Genomic DNA, 17,518 nt, shown 5'->3' on the forward strand with positions numbered 1-17,518 from the left:
CGGCAATCACCTCTTCTTCATCCAACTCTCCACCAGCTTGTAAATATGGTGACTTAACTTCTCCGCATCATGACGAAGATACGTGCGGAACAGTATCAATTGGTCGGCAATGACCTGGCATCCGAATTTCGTCACTTCGTCCAGGTCGAGCTTCACGACCTCGGCGCCCTTCTCGGCGTATTTATGCTGCACCGTCTCCGGGATGTCGCCGTTATTCACAATGACGTAGTCGAACAAATGCTCTCCAACGTGGTCTCGAACCGCTTTCAAGTGGTCGCTGACCGAGTAATTGTCCGTTTCCCCGGGCTGCGTCATGACGTTGCATACGAACATCTTGAGCGCATCCGATTCACGGATCGTCTGCGCGATTTCGGGTACGAGCAGATTAGGCATGATGCTCGTATACAAGCTGCCCGGACCGACCAGGATCGCATCCGCTCCCCGAATCGCGTCCAGCGCCTCCGGCAGAGCGTGCACCGCAGCCGGCTCGATGAACACGCGGCGAATAACGCCGCCTGCTTGAGGAATCTTGGACTCGCCGACGACGATGGTACCGTCCGCCATTTCGGCTCGAAGCACAATCGCATGATCCGATGCCGGCAGCACCCGCCCGCGAACGGCCAGCACGCGGCTCAACTCCCGCACGCCCGTTACAAAATCGCCGGTAATATCCCGCATCGCTGCCAGCATTAGGTTACCCAAACTATGTCCGGCCAATCCATTGCCTTTCTCGAAGCGATACTCCAGCATTTGGCCGAGCAGCGGCTCAACGTCGGCAAGGGCGGCCAGCACATTGCGGATGTCCCCGGGAGGCACCATCTCCAGCTCGGAGCGCAAAATGCCGGAACTGCCCCCGTCATCGGCTACGGTCACGATGGCCGTAATGTCCATCGGCTTGCGCTTCAAGCCGCGAAGCATAACCGATAAGCCGGTTCCGCCGCCAATCACGACAATCTGCGGGCGTTTTTTCTCTGCGCCGCGAGGGCTCATTTCTTCACCTCGACACGGTCGCGCTCCGAGTCCCGGTGACTGACCCTCGCAAATACCGTTTCACTGTTATGCAGCATTTTGCCCAAATATTCCGCAATGGCGACAGAGCGGTGCTTGCCGCCGGTACAGCCGATCCCTAACACGACCTGGCTCTTGCCTTCCTTCTTGTACTGGGGAACGAGGAAATGAAGCATATCGAGCAGCTTCGACAAAAACTCCTGCGTCTCATTCCACTTCATCACGTAATCATACACTTCCGGGTCCTGGCCCGTATTCGGGCGGAGGTGCTCCACATAGTGGGGGTTCGGCAAAAACCGGACGTCAAAAATCAAGTCCGCGTCAATCGGAATGCCGTATTTAAAACCGAACGAAATGACATTAATCGAGATGCTGCCGCTTTCCAGATCGGTAAAGCGTGAGACGATTCTTTCTTTAAGCGCGTTCGGCTTGATGCTGCTCGTATCGATCACTTGCGTGGCCAAGCCTTTCAGTTCCTCCAGCAGCTTGCGCTCCTGTTGAATCCCTTCGAGCGGCACGCCTTCAGGCGCAAGCGGATGCTTCCGCCGGCTCTCCTTGTAACGCTGCACCAATACCGAATCGGTCGCGTCAAGAAACAGTATTTCGTAGGTGAGCGTATGATTTTCTTTCAGGAAACGCAGCGATTCGGTCAGCGAAGTGAAAAACTCGCGGCCGCGCAAGTCGATGACGAGCGCCACCTTGGCGATCCGGCCTTTGGACTGCTCAATCAACTCGGCGAATTTCGGAATCAGTACAGGAGGCAAGTTGTCTACGCAAAAATAGCCCAAGTCCTCCAAACTTTGTACCGCAATCGTTTTGCCAGCCCCGGACATGCCGGTAATGATGACCAGCTTTCCGAGCGTTTGCATCTCTTCCATGGTTTCTCCTCCCCAGCTGCGCGGATCCCTCCCAATGGACAGCACGCAGGACTACACGGTTTTTGAAAATAAGTTCAAGCCCGCGGCGCCGACAACGCCCGCATCGTTGCCAAGCACGGCCGGAACGATATCTACGCCTTCCTGCGCCGTTTCCTGGGCGAACTCGCGGTAATACTTGCGGATCGCGTCGAACAGAATGTCGCCGGCCTTGGACACGCCGCCGCCCACAATGAACCGCTGCGGGTTCAGCACGACGGATATCGTCGCCATCGACTTGCCCAAATAAAGCGCCGCGCGATTAATAATGCGGAGGGCAACCTCGTCGCCGGTTTTAGCCGCGTCGAATACGTCTTTGGCCGTAATGTTCTGGACGAGCGCAAGCGACGTATGCTCCCCGCGTTCCGTGGCTTCCTTTGCCATGCGAATAATGCCCGTCGCCGAAGAAACGGTCTCTAGGCATCCTTTTTTACCGCAGCCGCATTCGATCGCTTCCAGATCCGGCACGACTGTCATATGCCCGAGCTCGCCGGCCATGCCGTTGAAGCCTTGATAGATGCTGCTGTGAACGATGATTCCCCCGCCGACGCCGGTTCCGAGCGTGTAGCACACGACGTTCGGAATGCCTGCCCCCGCTCCGCTCCACGCTTCTCCAAGAGCGGCGACATTCGCGTCATTATCTATTTTTACAGTCTTTCCAAGCTTTTCTTCCAGGATTTTCTTGACCGGTACGTTGCGCCAGCCGAGATTAGGAGACAGCTTAATGAAGCCTTCCGGAATGTTCATGAAACCGGCGATTCCCGCTCCGATTCCGGCTACCTGATCCCATGTGTACGGAGATTCCGATACGATTTTGCGTACGTATTGCGCAATGTTTTCCAGGACCACATCGGCGCCGTGTTCGGTTCCCGTCGGGCCTTCATAAGTTTGCAGCAGCTTCCCCTGCGCATCGCATAATCCGACCTTAATGGCGGTTCCTCCCAAGTCGACTCCTACATAAACTTGTTCTCCCATACTGCTGATCACCTCATAAATGATATCCGATGACATAACCCATGCGGGTTTGTTACACTCCTGTTCCAACTATAAGCCAACCCCATGGGGCCGTCAAGACGACATAAATGAAAAACGTGGAACACCAACCGGTTCCACGCCCTTCCTGCTGCCGCTTTACACCGAGACGCTCCAGTCGTGGACCATATGTCCTTCCAGAAACTTCTCGCAGTCGAGCGCCGCCATACAGCCGCTGCCTGCAGCCGTAATCGCCTGACGGTATTTGCTATCCTGAACGTCGCCACAGGCGAACACGCCTTCGACGTTCGTCATGGAGGTTCCCGGCTTTACCAATATATAGCCGAGCTCATCCGTCTTGATTTGCCCATTCAGGAATCCGGTGTTCGGCTGGTGGCCGATCGCCACGAAGATGCCGTCCGTCTCCAGAACCTCTTCTTCTCCGGTCTCGTTGTTTTTCACTTTCAGCCCGGTTACGCCTTTGTCGCCGGAAACGACTTCCAGCGGTGCGCGGTCTAGGCTCCAGACGATCTTTTCATTCTGACGCGCGCGATCCTGCATGATCTTTGAGGCGCGCAGATCTTTGCGCCGATGCACGAGGCGCACTTCGGAAGCGAACCGGGTCAGGAAGTTGGCTTCCTCCATGGCCGAGTCCCCTCCGCCGACGACGATGATCTTCTTGCCGCGGAAGAAGAAACCGTCGCACGTTGCACAGGTGCTAACCCCGCGTCCGATCGATTCTTTCTCGTTCGTAATGCCGAGCAGCTTCGCCGAAGCGCCTGTCGAAATAATAATCGATTCGGCTTCAATATCGCCAATGCCTTCCACATTCAGCTTGAACGGCCGCTGCGACATATCTACCTGATTGACCCAGCCGGTTTTGAACTCGGCGCCGAAGCGTTCCGCCTGCTGCCGCATGTTCGCCATCAGCTCAGGCCCCATAATCCCTTCGGGGAAGCCCGGGAAGTTTTCCACTTCTGTCGTTGTAGTCAATTGGCCGCCAGGCTCCGGCCCTTCGATCACGAGCGGATTCAAATTGGCGCGAGCCAAATAAATAGCTGCGGTCAGTCCGGCAGGCCCGGTACCGATAACGATGGTTTTGTACATAGAGAAGCTTCCTCCTTGAGGGGTTCTATCAACATTCAGAAAAGATGTCAGATCCGGCCCAGCCGGCCTATCGGTTTCTGAAGTTTTTACGAAACTAGGGTTTGTGCGGTTCCATGCCGGGAAACTTTTGAAAGATCGCATCCATCTTCTCTTTGATGCCGCAGACGGTATCGATCTGCTTCGCATTTTTGCTCACGGTAGCCACCGATACGCCGTACCGGTCGGCAGCGTCCTGATACGTAATCGGACGGCGATGCATTTTGGCCGTCAAATATTCAAGCGCGGCAGCCCAAGCTTCCGCCTTTGTTATTTTTGGAACATGCGGGAATACCCTCGTCAAATATTCTACCCAGAGCGTCTGCAAATCGTACTGCTGCACCATGTCGTACCGGCGCGCCATCTGCTTCAAAGCCGTTTCCATAACGGCCTGCCATTTCCGGTCCCAGAGAGGCAAGCTCGATGAATAAGGGCTCGGGGCCACCGTCGTTTTACGGCCTTCCAAGAAAGCGTTCAGCGGCTCTTTGACGCCGATACTGCGCAGAACGAAGATGGCAATCTTCTTCAGATAGTCGTCTTCCTCTTCCTGCACGATAAATTCCAGCAGCGCGTCTTTGACTTCTTCGTCGGCGATCAAACCGAACGCCTGAATGACCTGCAGCTTCGTATCCGTATCGCCATGACGCAAAGCCCAGAAAAACGACGAGCGCACAAGCGGGTCCCGCTTCAAATGCTCGGGCAGCCCATCGGCGCCGCGTTCAAGACCGCGGAATTGTTCTTCGAAAGGAAGGTGATAGTGATAATTGACAGACGGCTTCGTCGCTTCCGAACGACTCCTCTTGAGCAAATTCAAATAAAACTTCGGAATTTCCGAGCCGGGATCGAATTTCTCGGCCTGCTTCCATTGACGCTCCGCTTCCTCAGAGCGATCGGTATTGTATGCTGCAACGGCCGTATAATGAAACAGGCACGGGTCGAGGCCCGCTTCTCCCGTTTTGAGCAGCCGTTTGAACAGGCGGTACGCCTTGTCATGCTCGCTCAATATACCCATCGTCGTCGCCAGCTTAAACACATGATCCTGATGGAACGGATATGTCTTTCGAAGCACCTCAAGCAGACCGGATAAACTGTCCCGGTCGCCAAAATGCTGGTAAAATATCGCCAGGTTGCATAAGGCATGCAAATTGCCGGGTTCCATCTCGAGCACTTGCCGGATCATTTGCACCGACTTGTCGAAATGCCCCATATAGTAGTACGCCAGCGCCAAATTGTTGCGCGCAGCCATGAAATCCGGATGCTTCTTAATCATTTTCTCAAGCAATCGAACCGCTTCGGAGAATCGCCCTTCCTCGAGCATCGAGCGGGCTTTGTCGTGTTCGAACAAGCCTTCGCGGCTCTTGATCGTCGTCAGCTTCGTCGGACGGTCGAGTTCGAAGCTGAGCAGCTCCATCATTTCCTCGGACTCCTCCAGAAACTGCCCCGTCGGATCGTTCTCCAGGTAATGAATGATCGCATGTTCCGCCGACTCGTAATTTTCCATGTTGGCGAAGTTGTTCGCCATATAGAAGTAGCACTCTGTCATAGCAGGGTCGATTTGATCGAGCACATGCTGTAAAATGCGGTTCGATTCTTCGTAGTTGCCCATTTCGGACAATAGACCGGCCAAATTACAATGGTTCACCGGGTTTTCCGGCTCAAACTCCGCAGCGCGACGAAAATATTTAAGTGCCTTATCATAATGATATCGGTCCAGGGACTGAACGGCTTTTTCGAAAAAGAATGTGGCATCCATCTTCATCGGTACGACTTTGGTGCTTGGCCCTGGCGACATACGTTTTTTCTTCTCCATGAGTAAGGCACCTCCGTAATCCGTCCGGACATAGTAAAAAAAGCTTCCATCGATGCACTTCGGCGAAGCTGCAATCGAATGCTGCGCGAAATTTATACCAAAAAATTCCGCTTCAACACTGTACCGGATGATCCTGTTTCTTCGTTATACAAAAGTCTTGCTTCTATATTAACATACTCCGGCCCAAAACCATAAGGTTTCGATGCCGGAGTTGTCTGGTAAACTTTATACGCCGCCGTATTTGAACAACGAACTGATCGAACCGCCGCTCTTGATGATGCGAATGGCGTCGGATAACAATCCTGCGATCGACAGCACGTGAAACCTGGAAGAATGTTCTTCAGGAATGGCAATGGAGTCGGTAATGACGACTTCCTTAATGTTCGGATGATCCAGGCGCTGCAGCGCAGGACCGGAGAATACCGGATGCGTGGCCAAAATATAAGCGTCATTCGCGCCTCGTTCCTTAAGGCCCTCAACTACGTTCACGATAGTCGTTCCCGTATCGATCAAGTCCTCGATAATGACCGGCGTCCTGCCCTCGACGTCGCCGATGACATGGGTAACGACCGCTTCGTTATGCGCATACCGCTTCTTGAACATCATCGCGATCGGCGCTTCCAGGACGTTGGCCAAATTCTCTGCGCGGGTCACGCCGCCTGCGTCTGGCGACACGACGATCAGATCTTCGATCTTCAACTGCTTGATGTGGTTGCTGAGCAAGTCAAGTGCGGTCAAATGGTCGACCGGGATGTTGAAGAAGCCTTGAATGGCCGGCGCATGCAGATCGATCGTAATGACGCGGTCCGCTCCGGCAGAGTCGAGCAGATCGGCGACCAGCTTTGCCGTGATCGGCTCGCGCGGCGCCGCTTTACGTTCCTGGCGGGAATAACCGTAGTACGGTACGACAAGATTGATTGTCCGGGCCGAAGCACGCTTGGCCGCATCCATCATGACGAGAAGCTCCATGAAATGCTCGTTGATCGGGTGAGAGAACGTCTGCACCAAAAAAACATCACAGTTTCGAATACTTTCCTCGTAGAGGCAATAAATTTCCCCGCTCTTGAAACGGGAAAGCTTAATTTTGCCCAGCGGAACGTCTAATTCTTTACAAATCCGTTCCGCAAGCTTCGGATTGGACGATCCTGAAAATATTTTCAATTTGTCGCTGTACATGGTTACCTCCGCTTTATGCATATGTTACTCCCATTAATGTTTACATAAAATTTAAGAAAAAGCCGTTACTCTCCCATTATACACAAAAACGTTAGAAACCAATAGGCACCATAAGCCGTTTCCGCTGCTTAAATGTGGCTAATTCGTTAAAACCGACGGCCTTCAGCTCGTCCACTGCCAAATCCAGGTATTGCGCCAGCCGCTCCGGCTGGTGGGCGTCCGATCCGATCGTCACAGGAATATCCAGCTCGCGTGCATACGCCAGTACCCGCCGGCTCGGAAACATCTCGTTGACGGGCATACGCAGGCCGGACGCGTTCAGCTCGATGGCGATTCCCGCCGCTTTGACCGCTTCCAGCGCTTGACGCTCCAAATGGTCGACGCTGCGCTCCGGCTTGAAGCCGAAACGTTTGACGACATCGATATGGCCGATATAATCGTAGAACCCGCTATGCGCCGCCTTGATGACGGCATTGTAATATTGCCGGTACACCTCGTAAGCGTCGCGTTCTTTCCAGCCGTCCGTCTGACGGTAATCGGTAATATCCCATTCCCCTAGAAAATGAACCGATCCGATCACGTAATCCCAAGGGTATGCGTCTATGATGCGCTTAATTTCCGTTTCGTAGCCCTCGATATAGTCGCCTTCCAGACCGACACGGATGTCGATCTGCTCCTTATACTTTTGCTGCAGTCGGAACGCTTCCTCGACATAGCAGGGCAGCTCTTCCATCGGCATAGCCATGCCCGGCAAATAAGCCGCCGGATCTACATGCAGCAAGGGCATGTGATCGGACAAGCCCAATTGGACCAGACCGATCTCGATGCCCTTCTGCACGTATTCTTCCAGCTCTCCCGACGCATGCCCGCACCGTACATGATGCGTATGATAATCGATGCGCATAGAGCGTATTCTCCTTCGCGGCTTGCGGGCGCGGACGTCCGGGACCGTTCCCCCAAGGGAAGCCGCGGAGCCCCACGCCTGCCGCATCCGTATTATTTTTTCTTGTTATGACGTTGGTCCAGCTCGGCGAGCACATCGTCAAGCGCCAGCTTTCGTTCGCGCAGCAGCACCATCAAATGGAAGATCAAATCGCTCGTTTCGCAGCGCAGCTCGTCGTTGTCGCGGTTTTTGGCGGCAATGATCACTTCCGCCGTTTCCTCGCCGACTTTTTTCAATATTTTATCGACGCCTTTTTCAAAGAGATACGTCGTATAAGCCCCTTCCGGACGCTCGGCATCGCGCTGGGCAATAACCGACTCCAGCTTCGCGAGCATCGCGAACCGGTCTGCCTTAGCTGCAACTTCGGAAGCGGATTCCGACAAGTAACCGGCGCGCACGTCATTCGTGAAGCAGGTGTAGCTGCCTGTGTGACAAGCCGGTCCGGTCTGATCGACCACCACCAGCAGCGTATCGCCATCACAATCGTACCGCAGCGCCTTTACCTTTTGAATATGTCCGGACGTCGCGCCCTTATGCCATAATTCCTCTCGGGAACGGCTCCAGAACCACGTTTCTCCGGACTCCACCGTCCGCTTCAATGATTCCTCGTTCATGTAGGCCAGCATCAAGACCTCTTTGCTTGCCGCATCCTGCACGACAGCCGGCACCAACCCTTGCGCGTCGAACCGCACCGCCGCCAGCAGCGCCTCCACACTTTCCACTACCGCTTGTTGCTCGCTCACCGTACTTCCACTCCTTTTACCCGAAGATCTTGTTTCACTTCATCAATCGTCATTTCTTTATAGTGGAAAATCGTCGCGGCCAATCCCGCGTCCGCCTTCGCTTGTGCAAATACGTCGTAAAAATGTTCCTTCTTCCCCGCGCCGCCCGAGGCGATGACCGGGATCGTCACGAGCTCCGACACGGCCTTGGTCAGCGGGAGATCGAAGCCGTCCTTCGTTCCGTCGGCATCCATGCTCGTCAGCAATATTTCGCCCGCACCGAGATCCTCGATTCGCTTCACCCATTCGAGCGCCTTGATACCGGTTCCGTTGCGACCGCCGTGCGTGAACACTTCCCATTCGCCCCACTCGGCGTTATATCTGGCGTCCACGGCAACGACGATGCATTGCGAACCGAACTTACGCGCGCCGTCGGAGACGAGCTGCGGATTTTTGACCGCCGCCGTATTGATGCCGATCTTATCCGCGCCGGCACGGAGCAGCCGCTTCATGTCGTCCACGCTTGCGATGCCGCCGCCCACCGTGAACGGAATCGTAATTTCGCCGGCCGTCTTCTGGACGACCTCGACCATCGTGGCCCGCCCTTCATGGGAAGCGGAAATATCCAGAAACACGAGCTCGTCGGCTCCTTCGCGGTCATAAATCGAAGCAAGCTCCACCGGATCGCCGGCATCGCGCAAATTGACGAAGTTGACTCCTTTAACCACCCGTCCGTCCTTTACGTCAAGACAAGGTATGATTCGTTTGGCCAGCATCTGCTGTTGCTCCCCTTTCCCCATACGCCTTCCTACAGGCGAAAAAGCGACATCCCCGGCTGCCCGGGGTTGTGCGCTTACGATTCTACGGTTTGCCCGCTCTTGCACAGGCTCAAGAAATTGCCGAGCAGTCTCATGCCGACGCTACCGCTCTTTTCCGGGTGGAACTGCATCCCGAACACATTGCCCCGGCCGACAATCGCGGTGACTTGCCCGTAATAGTCCGTCGTCGCAAGCAAATCGTCCTGACGCTCCGGGAGCACGTGGAAGGAATGCACGAAATACACATGACCTTCTTCCAGGCCTTCGAATAGAGGGCTTGGCTGACGGAACGCAAGCTTGTTCCATCCCATATGCGGCACCTTGAAATCGCCGCGGAAGCGAACGACTTCACCAGGCAGCAATCCGAGTCCCTCATGCGTCCCGTACTCCTCGCTGCGATCGAACAACAGCTGCATGCCGAGGCAAATGCCGAGCAGCGGCTTGCCGCTCTGCGCATAATGCAGTACGGCTTCGCGCAGCTTCGTCTCCCGCAGCTGGTCCATTGCATCGCCGAATGCGCCGACTCCGGGGAGGATCGCGCCATCCGCCGCCTGCAGCTCGCGCTCGTCGGAGGTGACGACCGTTTCATAGCCGAGCCGCTCGACCGCCGAACGAACGCTGTGCAGATTGCCCATGCCGTAATCGATGATGGCGATCATCTACAGCACTCCCTTCGTCGAAGGCACGCCTTTCACGCGCGGGTCAATGCTCGTCGCTTCGTCGAGCGCGCGGCCGAGCGCCTTGAACACCGCTTCTACCATATGATGCGTATTGTGGCCGTAGTGCACGATCACATGAAGCGTGATGCGCGCTTCCAGCGCAAATTTCCACAAAAACTCATGCACGAGCTCTGTCGTAAAGCTGCCGACCGTAGCGGACGGGAATTGCGCCCGGTATTCGAGATGCGGACGGTTGCTGATATCGATCGCCACCTGGGCGAGCGCTTCGTCCATCGGCACGAAGACGTTGGCATAACGCTTGATGCCTTTTTTGTCGCCGAGCGCTTCACGCAGCGTTTGCCCCAGGCAAATACCGATATCCTCTACCGTATGGTGGTCGTCGATCTCTACGTCGCCCCTGGCGTCCACCCGCAGGTCAAACTGGCCATGCTTCGTGAACAGATCAAGCATATGATTGAAAAACGGCACATCGGTTTCAAGCTCGGAGATGCCTTCTCCGTCTACGTTAAATGCCAGTCGGATGTCCGTCTCGTTCGTTTTGCGCGCGATCTCGGACCGGCGCCCGCCGTTCTGTATGTCCTGCTCAGCCATGGTTAGTCCCCTCTTTCTCCAAACGAATTTGTATCGCACGCGCATGCGCGTCGAGGCCTTCATGACGCGCTAGCGCGATAATTTGCTCTCCGTCCCGCAGCAGCGCTTCCTTGCTGTAGTAAATGACGCTCGACTTCTTCATGAAGTCGTCCACGTTCAGCGGAGATGAGAAGCGCGCCGTCCCGTTCGTCGGCAGCACATGATTCGGCCCGGCAAAATAATCGCCCACCGGCTCCGAGCTGTACGGGCCGAGGAAAATCGCGCCGGCGTTCTCGATTTTGCCGAGATGCTGGAATGGCTCGCGCACGATGATCTCAAGATGCTCCGGCGCCAGCCGGTTGACCGCGTCGATGCCTTCTTCGAGGCTCGTTACAGTCAAGATCGCGCCGTAGTCGCGGATCGACTGCGCCGCGATGTCGCGCCGCGGCAGCTCGCTCAGCTGGCGGTCGACCTCGCGGGCGACCGCCTCGGCCAGCTCTGGTGATGGCGTAATCAAGATCGCCGAAGCCATCTCGTCGTGCTCCGCCTGGGACAGCAAATCCGCTGCCACGTAAGCGGCATCCGCCGTCTCGTCCGCCAGCACGACGATCTCGCTCGGGCCGGCGATGCTGTCGATGTCGACCGCGCCGAACACGTACCGCTTCGCAAGCGCGACGTAGATGTTGCCCGGCCCGACGATTTTATCCGCTGCCGGGATCGACTCCGTCCCGTATGCCAGTGCGGCTACCGCCTGCGCTCCGCCGACGCGGTAAATCTCGCTGACTCCCGCTTCGGCCGCCGCGACCAGAATGTGCGGGTTGATCCCCTCCGCCCCGGCCGTAGCCGGCGGCGTCACCATTACAATTTCCGGCACGCCCGCTACCTGGGCCGGGATGGCGTTCATGAGCACCGAGGAAGGATACGCCGCCTTGCCGCCCGGCACGTAGAGCCCGACTCGGCGCAGCGGACGAATGACCTGGCCCAGAATGCTCCCGTCGGCCTGCAGATCCATCCACGAGGAACGCAGCTGCTTCTCGTGGAAACGGCGTATATTCGCCGCCGCTGCGCGAATCGCGGCGAGGAAGCTCTCATCCACTTGCTCGTAGGCGGCCTCGATCTCCTGCTTCGTGACGCGCAGATCATCCACGCGCACGCCGTCAAACCGCTCGGCGAAGCGGCGCAGCGCCGCATCGCCGTCCCGGCGCACTTCTTCAATAATACTTTTGACCGCCTCGTTTTGCTGGGCGGATCCGTAATCCACTTCACGCTTCAAGGCAAATTCCGTTGCCGGTATAACTCGCATGATTCCGCCCCCTTTATTTCGACGCCGACGCGACGGCCGCAATGACCGGCTGCAGCCGGTCGCACAGCGCCTGGATCGCTTCGCTCTTCATCCGGTAACTCACCCGGTTAGCGATCAGGCGGCTCGTAATCGCAAAAATTTGCTCATGCTCCATGAGCCCGTTCTCACGGATTGTACTGCCGGTTTCGACCATATCGACAATGCGGTCGGCGAGACCGATGAGCGGCGCAAGCTCGATCGAGCCGTTCAGCTTGATCACTTCGACCTGCTGTCCTTGCTCGCGGAAGTATTGCGACGCCACGTTCGGGTATTTCGTCGCTACCCGCGGATTCAGCACCGGCCTCCAGTCCGGCAGGCCGATCACCGACATGCGGCAGCGCGCGATGCCAAGGTCAAGCAGCTCGTACACATCCCGGTTTTCTTCCATCAGCACATCTTTGCCTACGACACCGATATCCGCTGCGCCATATTCGACATAGGTAGGCACGTCGACCGGCTTGGCCATAATGAACTCCATCCGCGCTTCCGGGATTTGAATGATCAGCTTGCGCGATTCGTCCATGTCTTCCGGAATATGCAGCCCCGCCTCGCGAAACAGCTTCGAAGCCTGCTTATATATGCGGCCTTTGGGCATAGCCACTTTTAAAATATCCTGCATGCGAACGCCGCTCCTTTATTGTACAAACTTAAATATCTCGTCAAAGCGCGAAGCATCGTCCCGACGGTCGAAATCTTCGTTCTCGTTGTTGCCCAGCAGTTGCGTCTCGATTGCAACTGCCTCATTGCGCCGAAGCTCACCGGCTTTGGCCAGCGCCTCCGCCCGGCGCTGCGCCGAATAAACGATCAGCACGCGGCGAAGCGGCGTATCCGTCTCATCGCCCGTCACTTCCAGGATTCGGTTCGTTTTAAGCGCAAAGCCCGTCGCCGGAGCCGGACGCCCGAATTGCGCAAGCAAATTGTCGTACCGTCCTCCGCTGCATACGGGAAAGCCCAGCTCCTCCGCATAGCCCTCGAACGTCATGCCCGTATAATAGGAGAAATCCCCGATCATCGTCAAATCGATCAGCACATGCTCGCTGACGCCGTAGGCGCTGAGCACGTCCCATATTTCGCATAAATGCTCAATCGCCTGTTTGGCAATCGGATTGCTCGTCGCTTCGCCGGCTTGCCGGCACACTTCCTGTCCGCCGCGCAGGCGCAAAATACCCTCGAGCTCCTGCTGTACCTCGGTTGTGAGGCCGAGCGAACGAATCGTATCGCGGTAGCCGACATAATCGCGGCTCAGCAAGCACTCCTTCAACATCCGCTGCGCATCCTGCCGGTCCTGCAGGCGCTCCTCGAGCAGCCCGTTCAGGAAGCCTACGTGTCCGACGGCAATCTTAAACTGCTGCACTCCCGCCGCCTGCAAACAGGCGATTGCGAGTGCAATGACTTCCGCATCGGACTCGGAAGACGCATCGCCAACCAGCTCCACGCCGGTTTGGAAAAATTCCGCATCCCGTCCCGCTTCCGCTTCAATCGCTCGGAACACATTTGCCCGGTACGATAGCCGCAGTGGAAACGATTGCTCCTTCAGCACCGACGAAACGACGCGCGCGATCGGCGACGTCACATCGGAGCGAAGCACAAGCGTCGTTCCTTTACGGTCGAGCAGCTTGAACAGCTTTTTGTCCTCGGTCGAGCTGGCAACGCCCACCGTATCGTAATACTCTAACGTCGGCGTAATAATTTCCTGATATCCCCAGCGTTCAACGCATTGCATCACCTTCGACTCGATGCTGCGCAGCTTCGCGGCGGCTTCAGGAACGTAATCTTTTACACCTGTCGGCTTTTCAAATACTTTCGGTTTCGACACCGGCTTCACCCTGCTATTCGTTTGAAATGAAATTGCATGTATGAAAAGATTCGCTTTAGTTCGCTAATATACTACCATACTACCAAGATAAAGAATGTATTCGTAAGTTTATCATGGAACTCCGTCCTTCGTCAATCATTTCCACATGCCGTTATTCATGTTATTCTCAGCAATCTGCAGGCGCGCGTTGGGACGCGGACACGCACGGTACGGCGCAGATGGCCGAACGGACGCCGCCGGTTATCGCGCTTGGCAAGAGAGCGGATTCACTGTCCCGAAGCTCCGCCACTACCCTCTCTGCAAGTCTAAAAATAAAAAAGGCCCTGTACGGACCTGCTACTCTTCCCCGGACTGCCGGCCATCGTCCCGCACATCCTTGCGTATGACGCGCAGCGGATTGCCGGCCACAAAGCTGTAAGGCGCTACATCCTTATGTACGACCGAGCCCGCGCCGATGACGGCGTGGTCCCCAATCGTCACACCGGGCAGCACCGTCGTATTCGCCCCGATCATCACGTTGGAGCCAATACGCACTTGACCGAGCCGGTATTCTTTGATTAAGTACTCATGCGTCAGTATCGTCGAGTTGTAGCCGATGATCGTATTTTCGCCGACCTCGATTTTTTCCGGGAAAAATACATCCACCATCACCATTAAAGCAAAGGAGGTATGCTCTCCCACCTTCATCCCTAATATACGGCGATAAATCCACCGCTTCATCGGCAAGGAGGGAGTATACCTGGACAACTGTATAAACATAAAGTTGCGCACGGCTTTCCATGGGCTGATCGTATTGTACATTTGCCACAGCGAGTTCGGTCCATCCACCGGGTAACGGTCGGTTTGTCTCAAGCGCTATCCCCTCAAACGCCGACGATCGGCAATAAATCGCGAATATCGTGAATCAAATGCGTCGGTGCATACTGCTTCAAATAATCTTCGCCTTTGAGCGACCACGCTACGGCTACGGAACGGACGTTGGCATTTTTGGCCGCTTCCAGGTCATAATGGCTGTCGCCGACCATCAACGCGGATTCCGCGTCTCCCCCGAGCTCGCGAAGCGCCTTCCAGATGCCTTCCGGATCAGGCTTCGCTTTCTCCACCTCATCCACCGTCACAATTGTGCCGAAGTAGTCGAACATCCCGGTCAGCTTCAGGCCCATTTCCGTCGTCAGCCGAATCTTGCTTGTCACGACGCCCAGCTTGACGCCGGCTGCATGCAGCTTCGCCAGCGTTTCTTTCACATACGGGAATTCCCTGACCAGTTCGTCATGCTTCTCTACATTAAATTTGCGGTATTTCACCACGAGGTCGTCGACTTGCTGGCGGCCTGAAAAATAAACCATTTGCTCAATTAACGGCCTGCCCATATTCGGGATAATATGCTCCCGGGTGACCGGCTCCGGCGTAACGCCTTCAAACGTATGCAGGAACGACTGGATAATCAGTTCGTTCGTATCCAGAATCGTTCCATCCAAATCAAACAATACCGTTCGAATCATGCTGCTTCTACTCCTTTATCTTGCTGTCGGTATCTTCATCCTTCACTTGATTGCTTGCATTCGCATCTGCATCGGCGGCCACAGCGGAATTCGCGTGTTTGGCATCGATTCCTGCCGTCCCTATGGCCTGGGCCGATTCAACCGTCTCCGCTTCGCCGTTTACAGCGGGCTCCTCGCCGATACGATAAATCGGATCGGCGTAGTATTCCGACGCCGCCCCTGTCCGTCTGCGTACAATGATCAATACGATCGCCGAGATGACGATCAACACCGCAAGCAGCTGCGAAATCCGGACATTTCCGCCATACGTCATGGTACCGGCTTCAAAGCCGAACAGATGCATAGGCGACCATAACCCGTTCATTAGACCGGCTAGCCACGCGGGTCCCGTAAAATCCAAGCTGTCCGTCCGGAATCCTTCTACGAAAAAGCGGCCGATCGAATACCAAATGAAATAACTGAAAAAAAGTTCGCCCGCGCGCAAAAACGACTGTCTCCGCAGCACGAATAATAGCACCAAGCCTGCAACATTCCATAAAGACTCGTATAAAAACGTCGGATGATAATATTGCCCTTCGATCAGCATTTGATTGACGATCCAGTCGGGAAGGTGCAAATTGTTCCGCAAAAATGTTTCCGACACCGGTCCGCCATGCGCTTCCTGATTCATGAAGTTGCCCCAACGCCCGATTGCTTGTCCCACAATCAGACCCGGCGCGCATATATCGGCGATGCGCCAGAACGAATATTTTTTGCGCCGCACATAGATGACCGCTGCGATAATCGCGCCAATCAATGCCCCATATATCGCGATTCCGCCATGCCATACTTTAATGATTTCGAACCAGTTGTCCTTGTAATCTTCCCATTTGAAAGCGACATAGTAAATTCGCGCGCCGACGATGGCCGACGGCACGCCGATCAGCACCAAATCCATGAAAAAATCCGGTATAATCCCAAACCGCTTGCCTTCCCGGATCGCCAGCAGCAAACCGACAAGTGCCGCGGTCCCGAGAATGATGCCATACCAATGGACACTTAACGAGCCTATGGAAAACGCAACCGGATTGATCGCCAGGAACTTGCCCACCATGCATAAACCCCTTCTCTCGCGCCAAAATGTTTCGTTTGTTTCTTATTCCAAATCGTCCATATCTTCCGCGAGCGATTCAGTCAGCTTGTTCGTAAACTGCAGGGCCGCATTGTAACCCATTCGCTTCAGCCGGTAATTCATCGCCGCCACTTCAATGATGACCGCCAAGTTTCGCCCAGGCCGTACCGGAATAGTGACGACCGGGATGTCGGTATCAATAATTTTGGTCGTCTCCTCGTCCAGACCGAGACGGTCGTACTGCCGCTCCTGCTGCCATGTTTCCAGACGGCACACAACGGAAATTTTCTTCGAGCTTCGCACCGCGCCCGCGCCGAATAGCGTCATCACATTGATAATCCCGATGCCGCGAATTTCCAGCAAATGCTGAATCAGCTCGGGCGGATTCCCGATCAGCTGGAAATCCGCAGTTTGCCGGATTTCCACCGCGTCGTCGGCGATCAACCGATGTCCGCGCTTGACGAGCTCAAGCGCCGTTTCGCTCTTGCCGATGCCGCTTGAGCCGGTAATCAGCATCCCGATCCCGTAAATTTCCACGAGCACGCCGTGGATCGTCGTCGTTGGTGCAAGCCGGTTTTCCAGAAAACCGGTAAGCCGGCTCGTGAAGATCGTCGTCGCCACGCCGGTTCTCGCCAAAGTAATCTTGCGTTCATTGGCTGCCGCGAGCAGCTCAATCGGCGGCTCTAGGCCGCGGCTAATAATAATGCAAGGCGTATCCTCCGGCGAACAGAGACGCACCATCCGATCCATGCGTTCCTCGGAACTAAGCCCGTCAAAAAACGTCAGCTCGGTCTTCCCTAATATTTGAACCCGTTCGCTCGGGTGAAACTCGAAATATCCGGCCATTTCGAGTCCAGGCCTGTATAGGTCGGCTACCGTAATCGGTCGCTTCAGGCCCTCTTCGCCGCAAATGACCTCCAGATGGAACTCTCTTACTAAATCCGACACTTTCACTTTTTTCGGCATGGTAACCTTCTCCTTTATGTTCCCA

At 55.5% G+C, this 17,518-nt stretch carries 18 protein-coding genes; all 18 read right to left on the reverse strand.

Translation table 11 applies throughout. The annotated features are described in order from the left end of the window. Positions 1–6: 6 nt before the first annotated feature. The 18 genes from KXG62_RS28300 to hprK all read right to left on the reverse strand — a co-directional run bounded on the left by KXG62_RS28300 (position 7) and on the right by hprK (position 17,493). Positions 7–990, reverse strand: coding sequence for a gluconeogenesis factor YvcK family protein (locus KXG62_RS28300; RefSeq protein ID WP_218095388.1), 984 nt, complete (start codon positions 988–990; stop codon positions 7–9). After that, the gene (gene rapZ / locus KXG62_RS28305; protein WP_218095389.1) at positions 987–1,886 is read right to left on the reverse strand and encodes an RNase adapter RapZ; all 900 of its coding nucleotides are present in this window, start codon (positions 1,884–1,886) and stop codon (positions 987–989) included. The genes KXG62_RS28300 and rapZ overlap by 4 nt, the downstream gene beginning before the upstream one ends. 51 nt (positions 1,887–1,937) lie before the next feature. Continuing rightward, a complete protein-coding gene (locus KXG62_RS28310) occupies positions 1,938–2,897 on the reverse strand; it encodes an ROK family glucokinase (protein ID WP_218095390.1) in 960 nt (319 codons plus the stop codon). Between the two features lie 156 nt (positions 2,898–3,053). Continuing rightward, positions 3,054–4,001 carry a thioredoxin-disulfide reductase gene (gene trxB / locus KXG62_RS28315; protein ID WP_218095391.1) on the reverse strand — a complete coding sequence of 316 codons (948 nt, stop codon included), beginning with the start codon at positions 3,999–4,001 and terminating at the stop codon, positions 3,054–3,056. 94 nt (positions 4,002–4,095) lie between these two features. Then, entirely contained in the window at positions 4,096–5,847 is a 1,752-nt protein-coding gene (locus KXG62_RS28320; RefSeq protein WP_218095392.1) for a tetratricopeptide repeat protein, read from the reverse strand. Between the two features lie 225 nt (positions 5,848–6,072). After that, entirely contained in the window at positions 6,073–7,023 is a 951-nt protein-coding gene (locus tag KXG62_RS28325; RefSeq protein ID WP_218095413.1) for a ribose-phosphate diphosphokinase, read from the reverse strand. A 91-nt stretch (positions 7,024–7,114) separates the two neighbouring features. Continuing rightward, a complete protein-coding gene (gene hisJ / locus KXG62_RS28330; RefSeq protein ID WP_218095393.1) occupies positions 7,115–7,927 on the reverse strand; it encodes a histidinol-phosphatase HisJ in 813 nt (270 codons plus the stop codon). 92 nt (positions 7,928–8,019) lie between these two features. Then, positions 8,020–8,709 carry a bifunctional phosphoribosyl-AMP cyclohydrolase/phosphoribosyl-ATP diphosphatase HisIE gene (hisIE, locus tag KXG62_RS28335; protein WP_218095394.1) on the reverse strand — a complete coding sequence of 230 codons (690 nt, stop codon included), beginning with the start codon at positions 8,707–8,709 and terminating at the stop codon, positions 8,020–8,022. Next, positions 8,706–9,464 carry an imidazole glycerol phosphate synthase subunit HisF gene (gene hisF / locus KXG62_RS28340; RefSeq protein WP_218095395.1) on the reverse strand — a complete coding sequence of 253 codons (759 nt, stop codon included), beginning with the start codon at positions 9,462–9,464 and terminating at the stop codon, positions 8,706–8,708. Before hisF ends, hisIE begins: the two co-directional genes overlap by 4 nt. Positions 9,465–9,541: 77 nt before the next feature. Further along, complete coding sequence (gene hisH / locus KXG62_RS28345) at positions 9,542–10,165, reverse strand: imidazole glycerol phosphate synthase subunit HisH (RefSeq protein ID WP_218095396.1); 624 nt, start codon at positions 10,163–10,165, stop codon at positions 9,542–9,544. Next, positions 10,166–10,777 carry an imidazoleglycerol-phosphate dehydratase HisB gene (gene hisB / locus KXG62_RS28350; RefSeq protein WP_218095397.1) on the reverse strand — a complete coding sequence of 204 codons (612 nt, stop codon included), beginning with the start codon at positions 10,775–10,777 and terminating at the stop codon, positions 10,166–10,168. It abuts the gene before it with no gap. Continuing rightward, on the reverse strand, positions 10,770–12,059 hold the full coding sequence (hisD, locus tag KXG62_RS28355; protein ID WP_218095398.1) for a histidinol dehydrogenase: 1,290 nt from the start codon (positions 12,057–12,059) through the stop codon (positions 10,770–10,772). The genes hisB and hisD overlap by 8 nt, the downstream gene beginning before the upstream one ends. Positions 12,060–12,072: 13 nt before the next feature. Then, positions 12,073–12,717 carry an ATP phosphoribosyltransferase gene (gene hisG, locus KXG62_RS28360; protein WP_218095399.1) on the reverse strand — a complete coding sequence of 215 codons (645 nt, stop codon included), beginning with the start codon at positions 12,715–12,717 and terminating at the stop codon, positions 12,073–12,075. Positions 12,718–12,732: 15 nt separating this feature from the next. Continuing rightward, entirely contained in the window at positions 12,733–13,914 is a 1,182-nt protein-coding gene (locus KXG62_RS28365) for an ATP phosphoribosyltransferase regulatory subunit (RefSeq protein WP_218095400.1), read from the reverse strand. 336 nt (positions 13,915–14,250) lie between these two features. After that, complete coding sequence (locus tag KXG62_RS28370) at positions 14,251–14,766, reverse strand: acyltransferase (RefSeq protein WP_218095401.1); 516 nt, start codon at positions 14,764–14,766, stop codon at positions 14,251–14,253. Positions 14,767–14,777: 11 nt separating this feature from the next. Next, positions 14,778–15,416: a pyrophosphatase PpaX gene (ppaX, locus tag KXG62_RS28375; protein WP_218095402.1), complete on the reverse strand. Its 639-nt coding sequence runs from the start codon at positions 15,414–15,416 to the stop codon at positions 14,778–14,780. A gap of 7 nt (positions 15,417–15,423) precedes the next feature. After that, entirely contained in the window at positions 15,424–16,509 is a 1,086-nt protein-coding gene (lgt, locus tag KXG62_RS28380; protein WP_218095403.1) for a prolipoprotein diacylglyceryl transferase, read from the reverse strand. 42 nt (positions 16,510–16,551) lie between these two features. Next, complete coding sequence (gene hprK / locus KXG62_RS28385; protein WP_218095404.1) at positions 16,552–17,493, reverse strand: HPr(Ser) kinase/phosphatase; 942 nt, start codon at positions 17,491–17,493, stop codon at positions 16,552–16,554. Positions 17,494–17,518 lie beyond the last annotated feature (25 nt).

This window comes from Paenibacillus solanacearum (assembly GCF_910593845.1).
GTDB lineage: Bacteria > Bacillota > Bacilli > Paenibacillales > NBRC-103111 > Paenibacillus_G > Paenibacillus_G solanacearum.

Excerpts from the sequence above, each read along its gene's own strand:
- KXG62_RS28300 (WP_218095388.1), bottom strand. The coding sequence starts at position 990 with ATGAGCCCTCGCGGCGCAGAGAAAAAACGCCCGCAGATTGTCGTGATT.
- rapZ (WP_218095389.1), bottom strand. The coding sequence starts at position 1,886 with ATGGAAGAGATGCAAACGCTCGGAAAGCTGGTCATCATTACCGGCATG.
- KXG62_RS28310 (WP_218095390.1), bottom strand. The coding sequence starts at position 2,897 with ATGGGAGAACAAGTTTATGTAGGAGTCGACTTGGGAGGAACCGCCATT.
- trxB (WP_218095391.1), bottom strand. The coding sequence starts at position 4,001 with ATGTACAAAACCATCGTTATCGGTACCGGGCCTGCCGGACTGACCGCA.
- KXG62_RS28320 (WP_218095392.1), bottom strand. The coding sequence starts at position 5,847 with ATGGAGAAGAAAAAACGTATGTCGCCAGGGCCAAGCACCAAAGTCGTA.
- KXG62_RS28325 (WP_218095413.1), bottom strand. The coding sequence starts at position 7,023 with ATGTACAGCGACAAATTGAAAATATTTTCAGGATCGTCCAATCCGAAG.
- hisJ (WP_218095393.1), bottom strand. The coding sequence starts at position 7,927 with ATGCGCATCGATTATCATACGCATCATGTACGGTGCGGGCATGCGTCG.
- hisF (WP_218095395.1), bottom strand. The coding sequence starts at position 9,464 with ATGCTGGCCAAACGAATCATACCTTGTCTTGACGTAAAGGACGGACGG.
- hisH (WP_218095396.1), bottom strand. The coding sequence starts at position 10,165 with ATGATCGCCATCATCGATTACGGCATGGGCAATCTGCACAGCGTTCGT.
- hisB (WP_218095397.1), bottom strand. The coding sequence starts at position 10,777 with ATGGCTGAGCAGGACATACAGAACGGCGGGCGCCGGTCCGAGATCGCG.
- hisD (WP_218095398.1), bottom strand. The coding sequence starts at position 12,059 with ATGCGAGTTATACCGGCAACGGAATTTGCCTTGAAGCGTGAAGTGGAT.
- hisG (WP_218095399.1), bottom strand. The coding sequence starts at position 12,717 with ATGCAGGATATTTTAAAAGTGGCTATGCCCAAAGGCCGCATATATAAG.
- ppaX (WP_218095402.1), bottom strand. The coding sequence starts at position 15,416 with ATGATTCGAACGGTATTGTTTGATTTGGATGGAACGATTCTGGATACG.
- lgt (WP_218095403.1), bottom strand. The coding sequence starts at position 16,509 with ATGGTGGGCAAGTTCCTGGCGATCAATCCGGTTGCGTTTTCCATAGGC.
- hprK (WP_218095404.1), bottom strand. The coding sequence starts at position 17,493 with ATGCCGAAAAAAGTGAAAGTGTCGGATTTAGTAAGAGAGTTCCATCTG.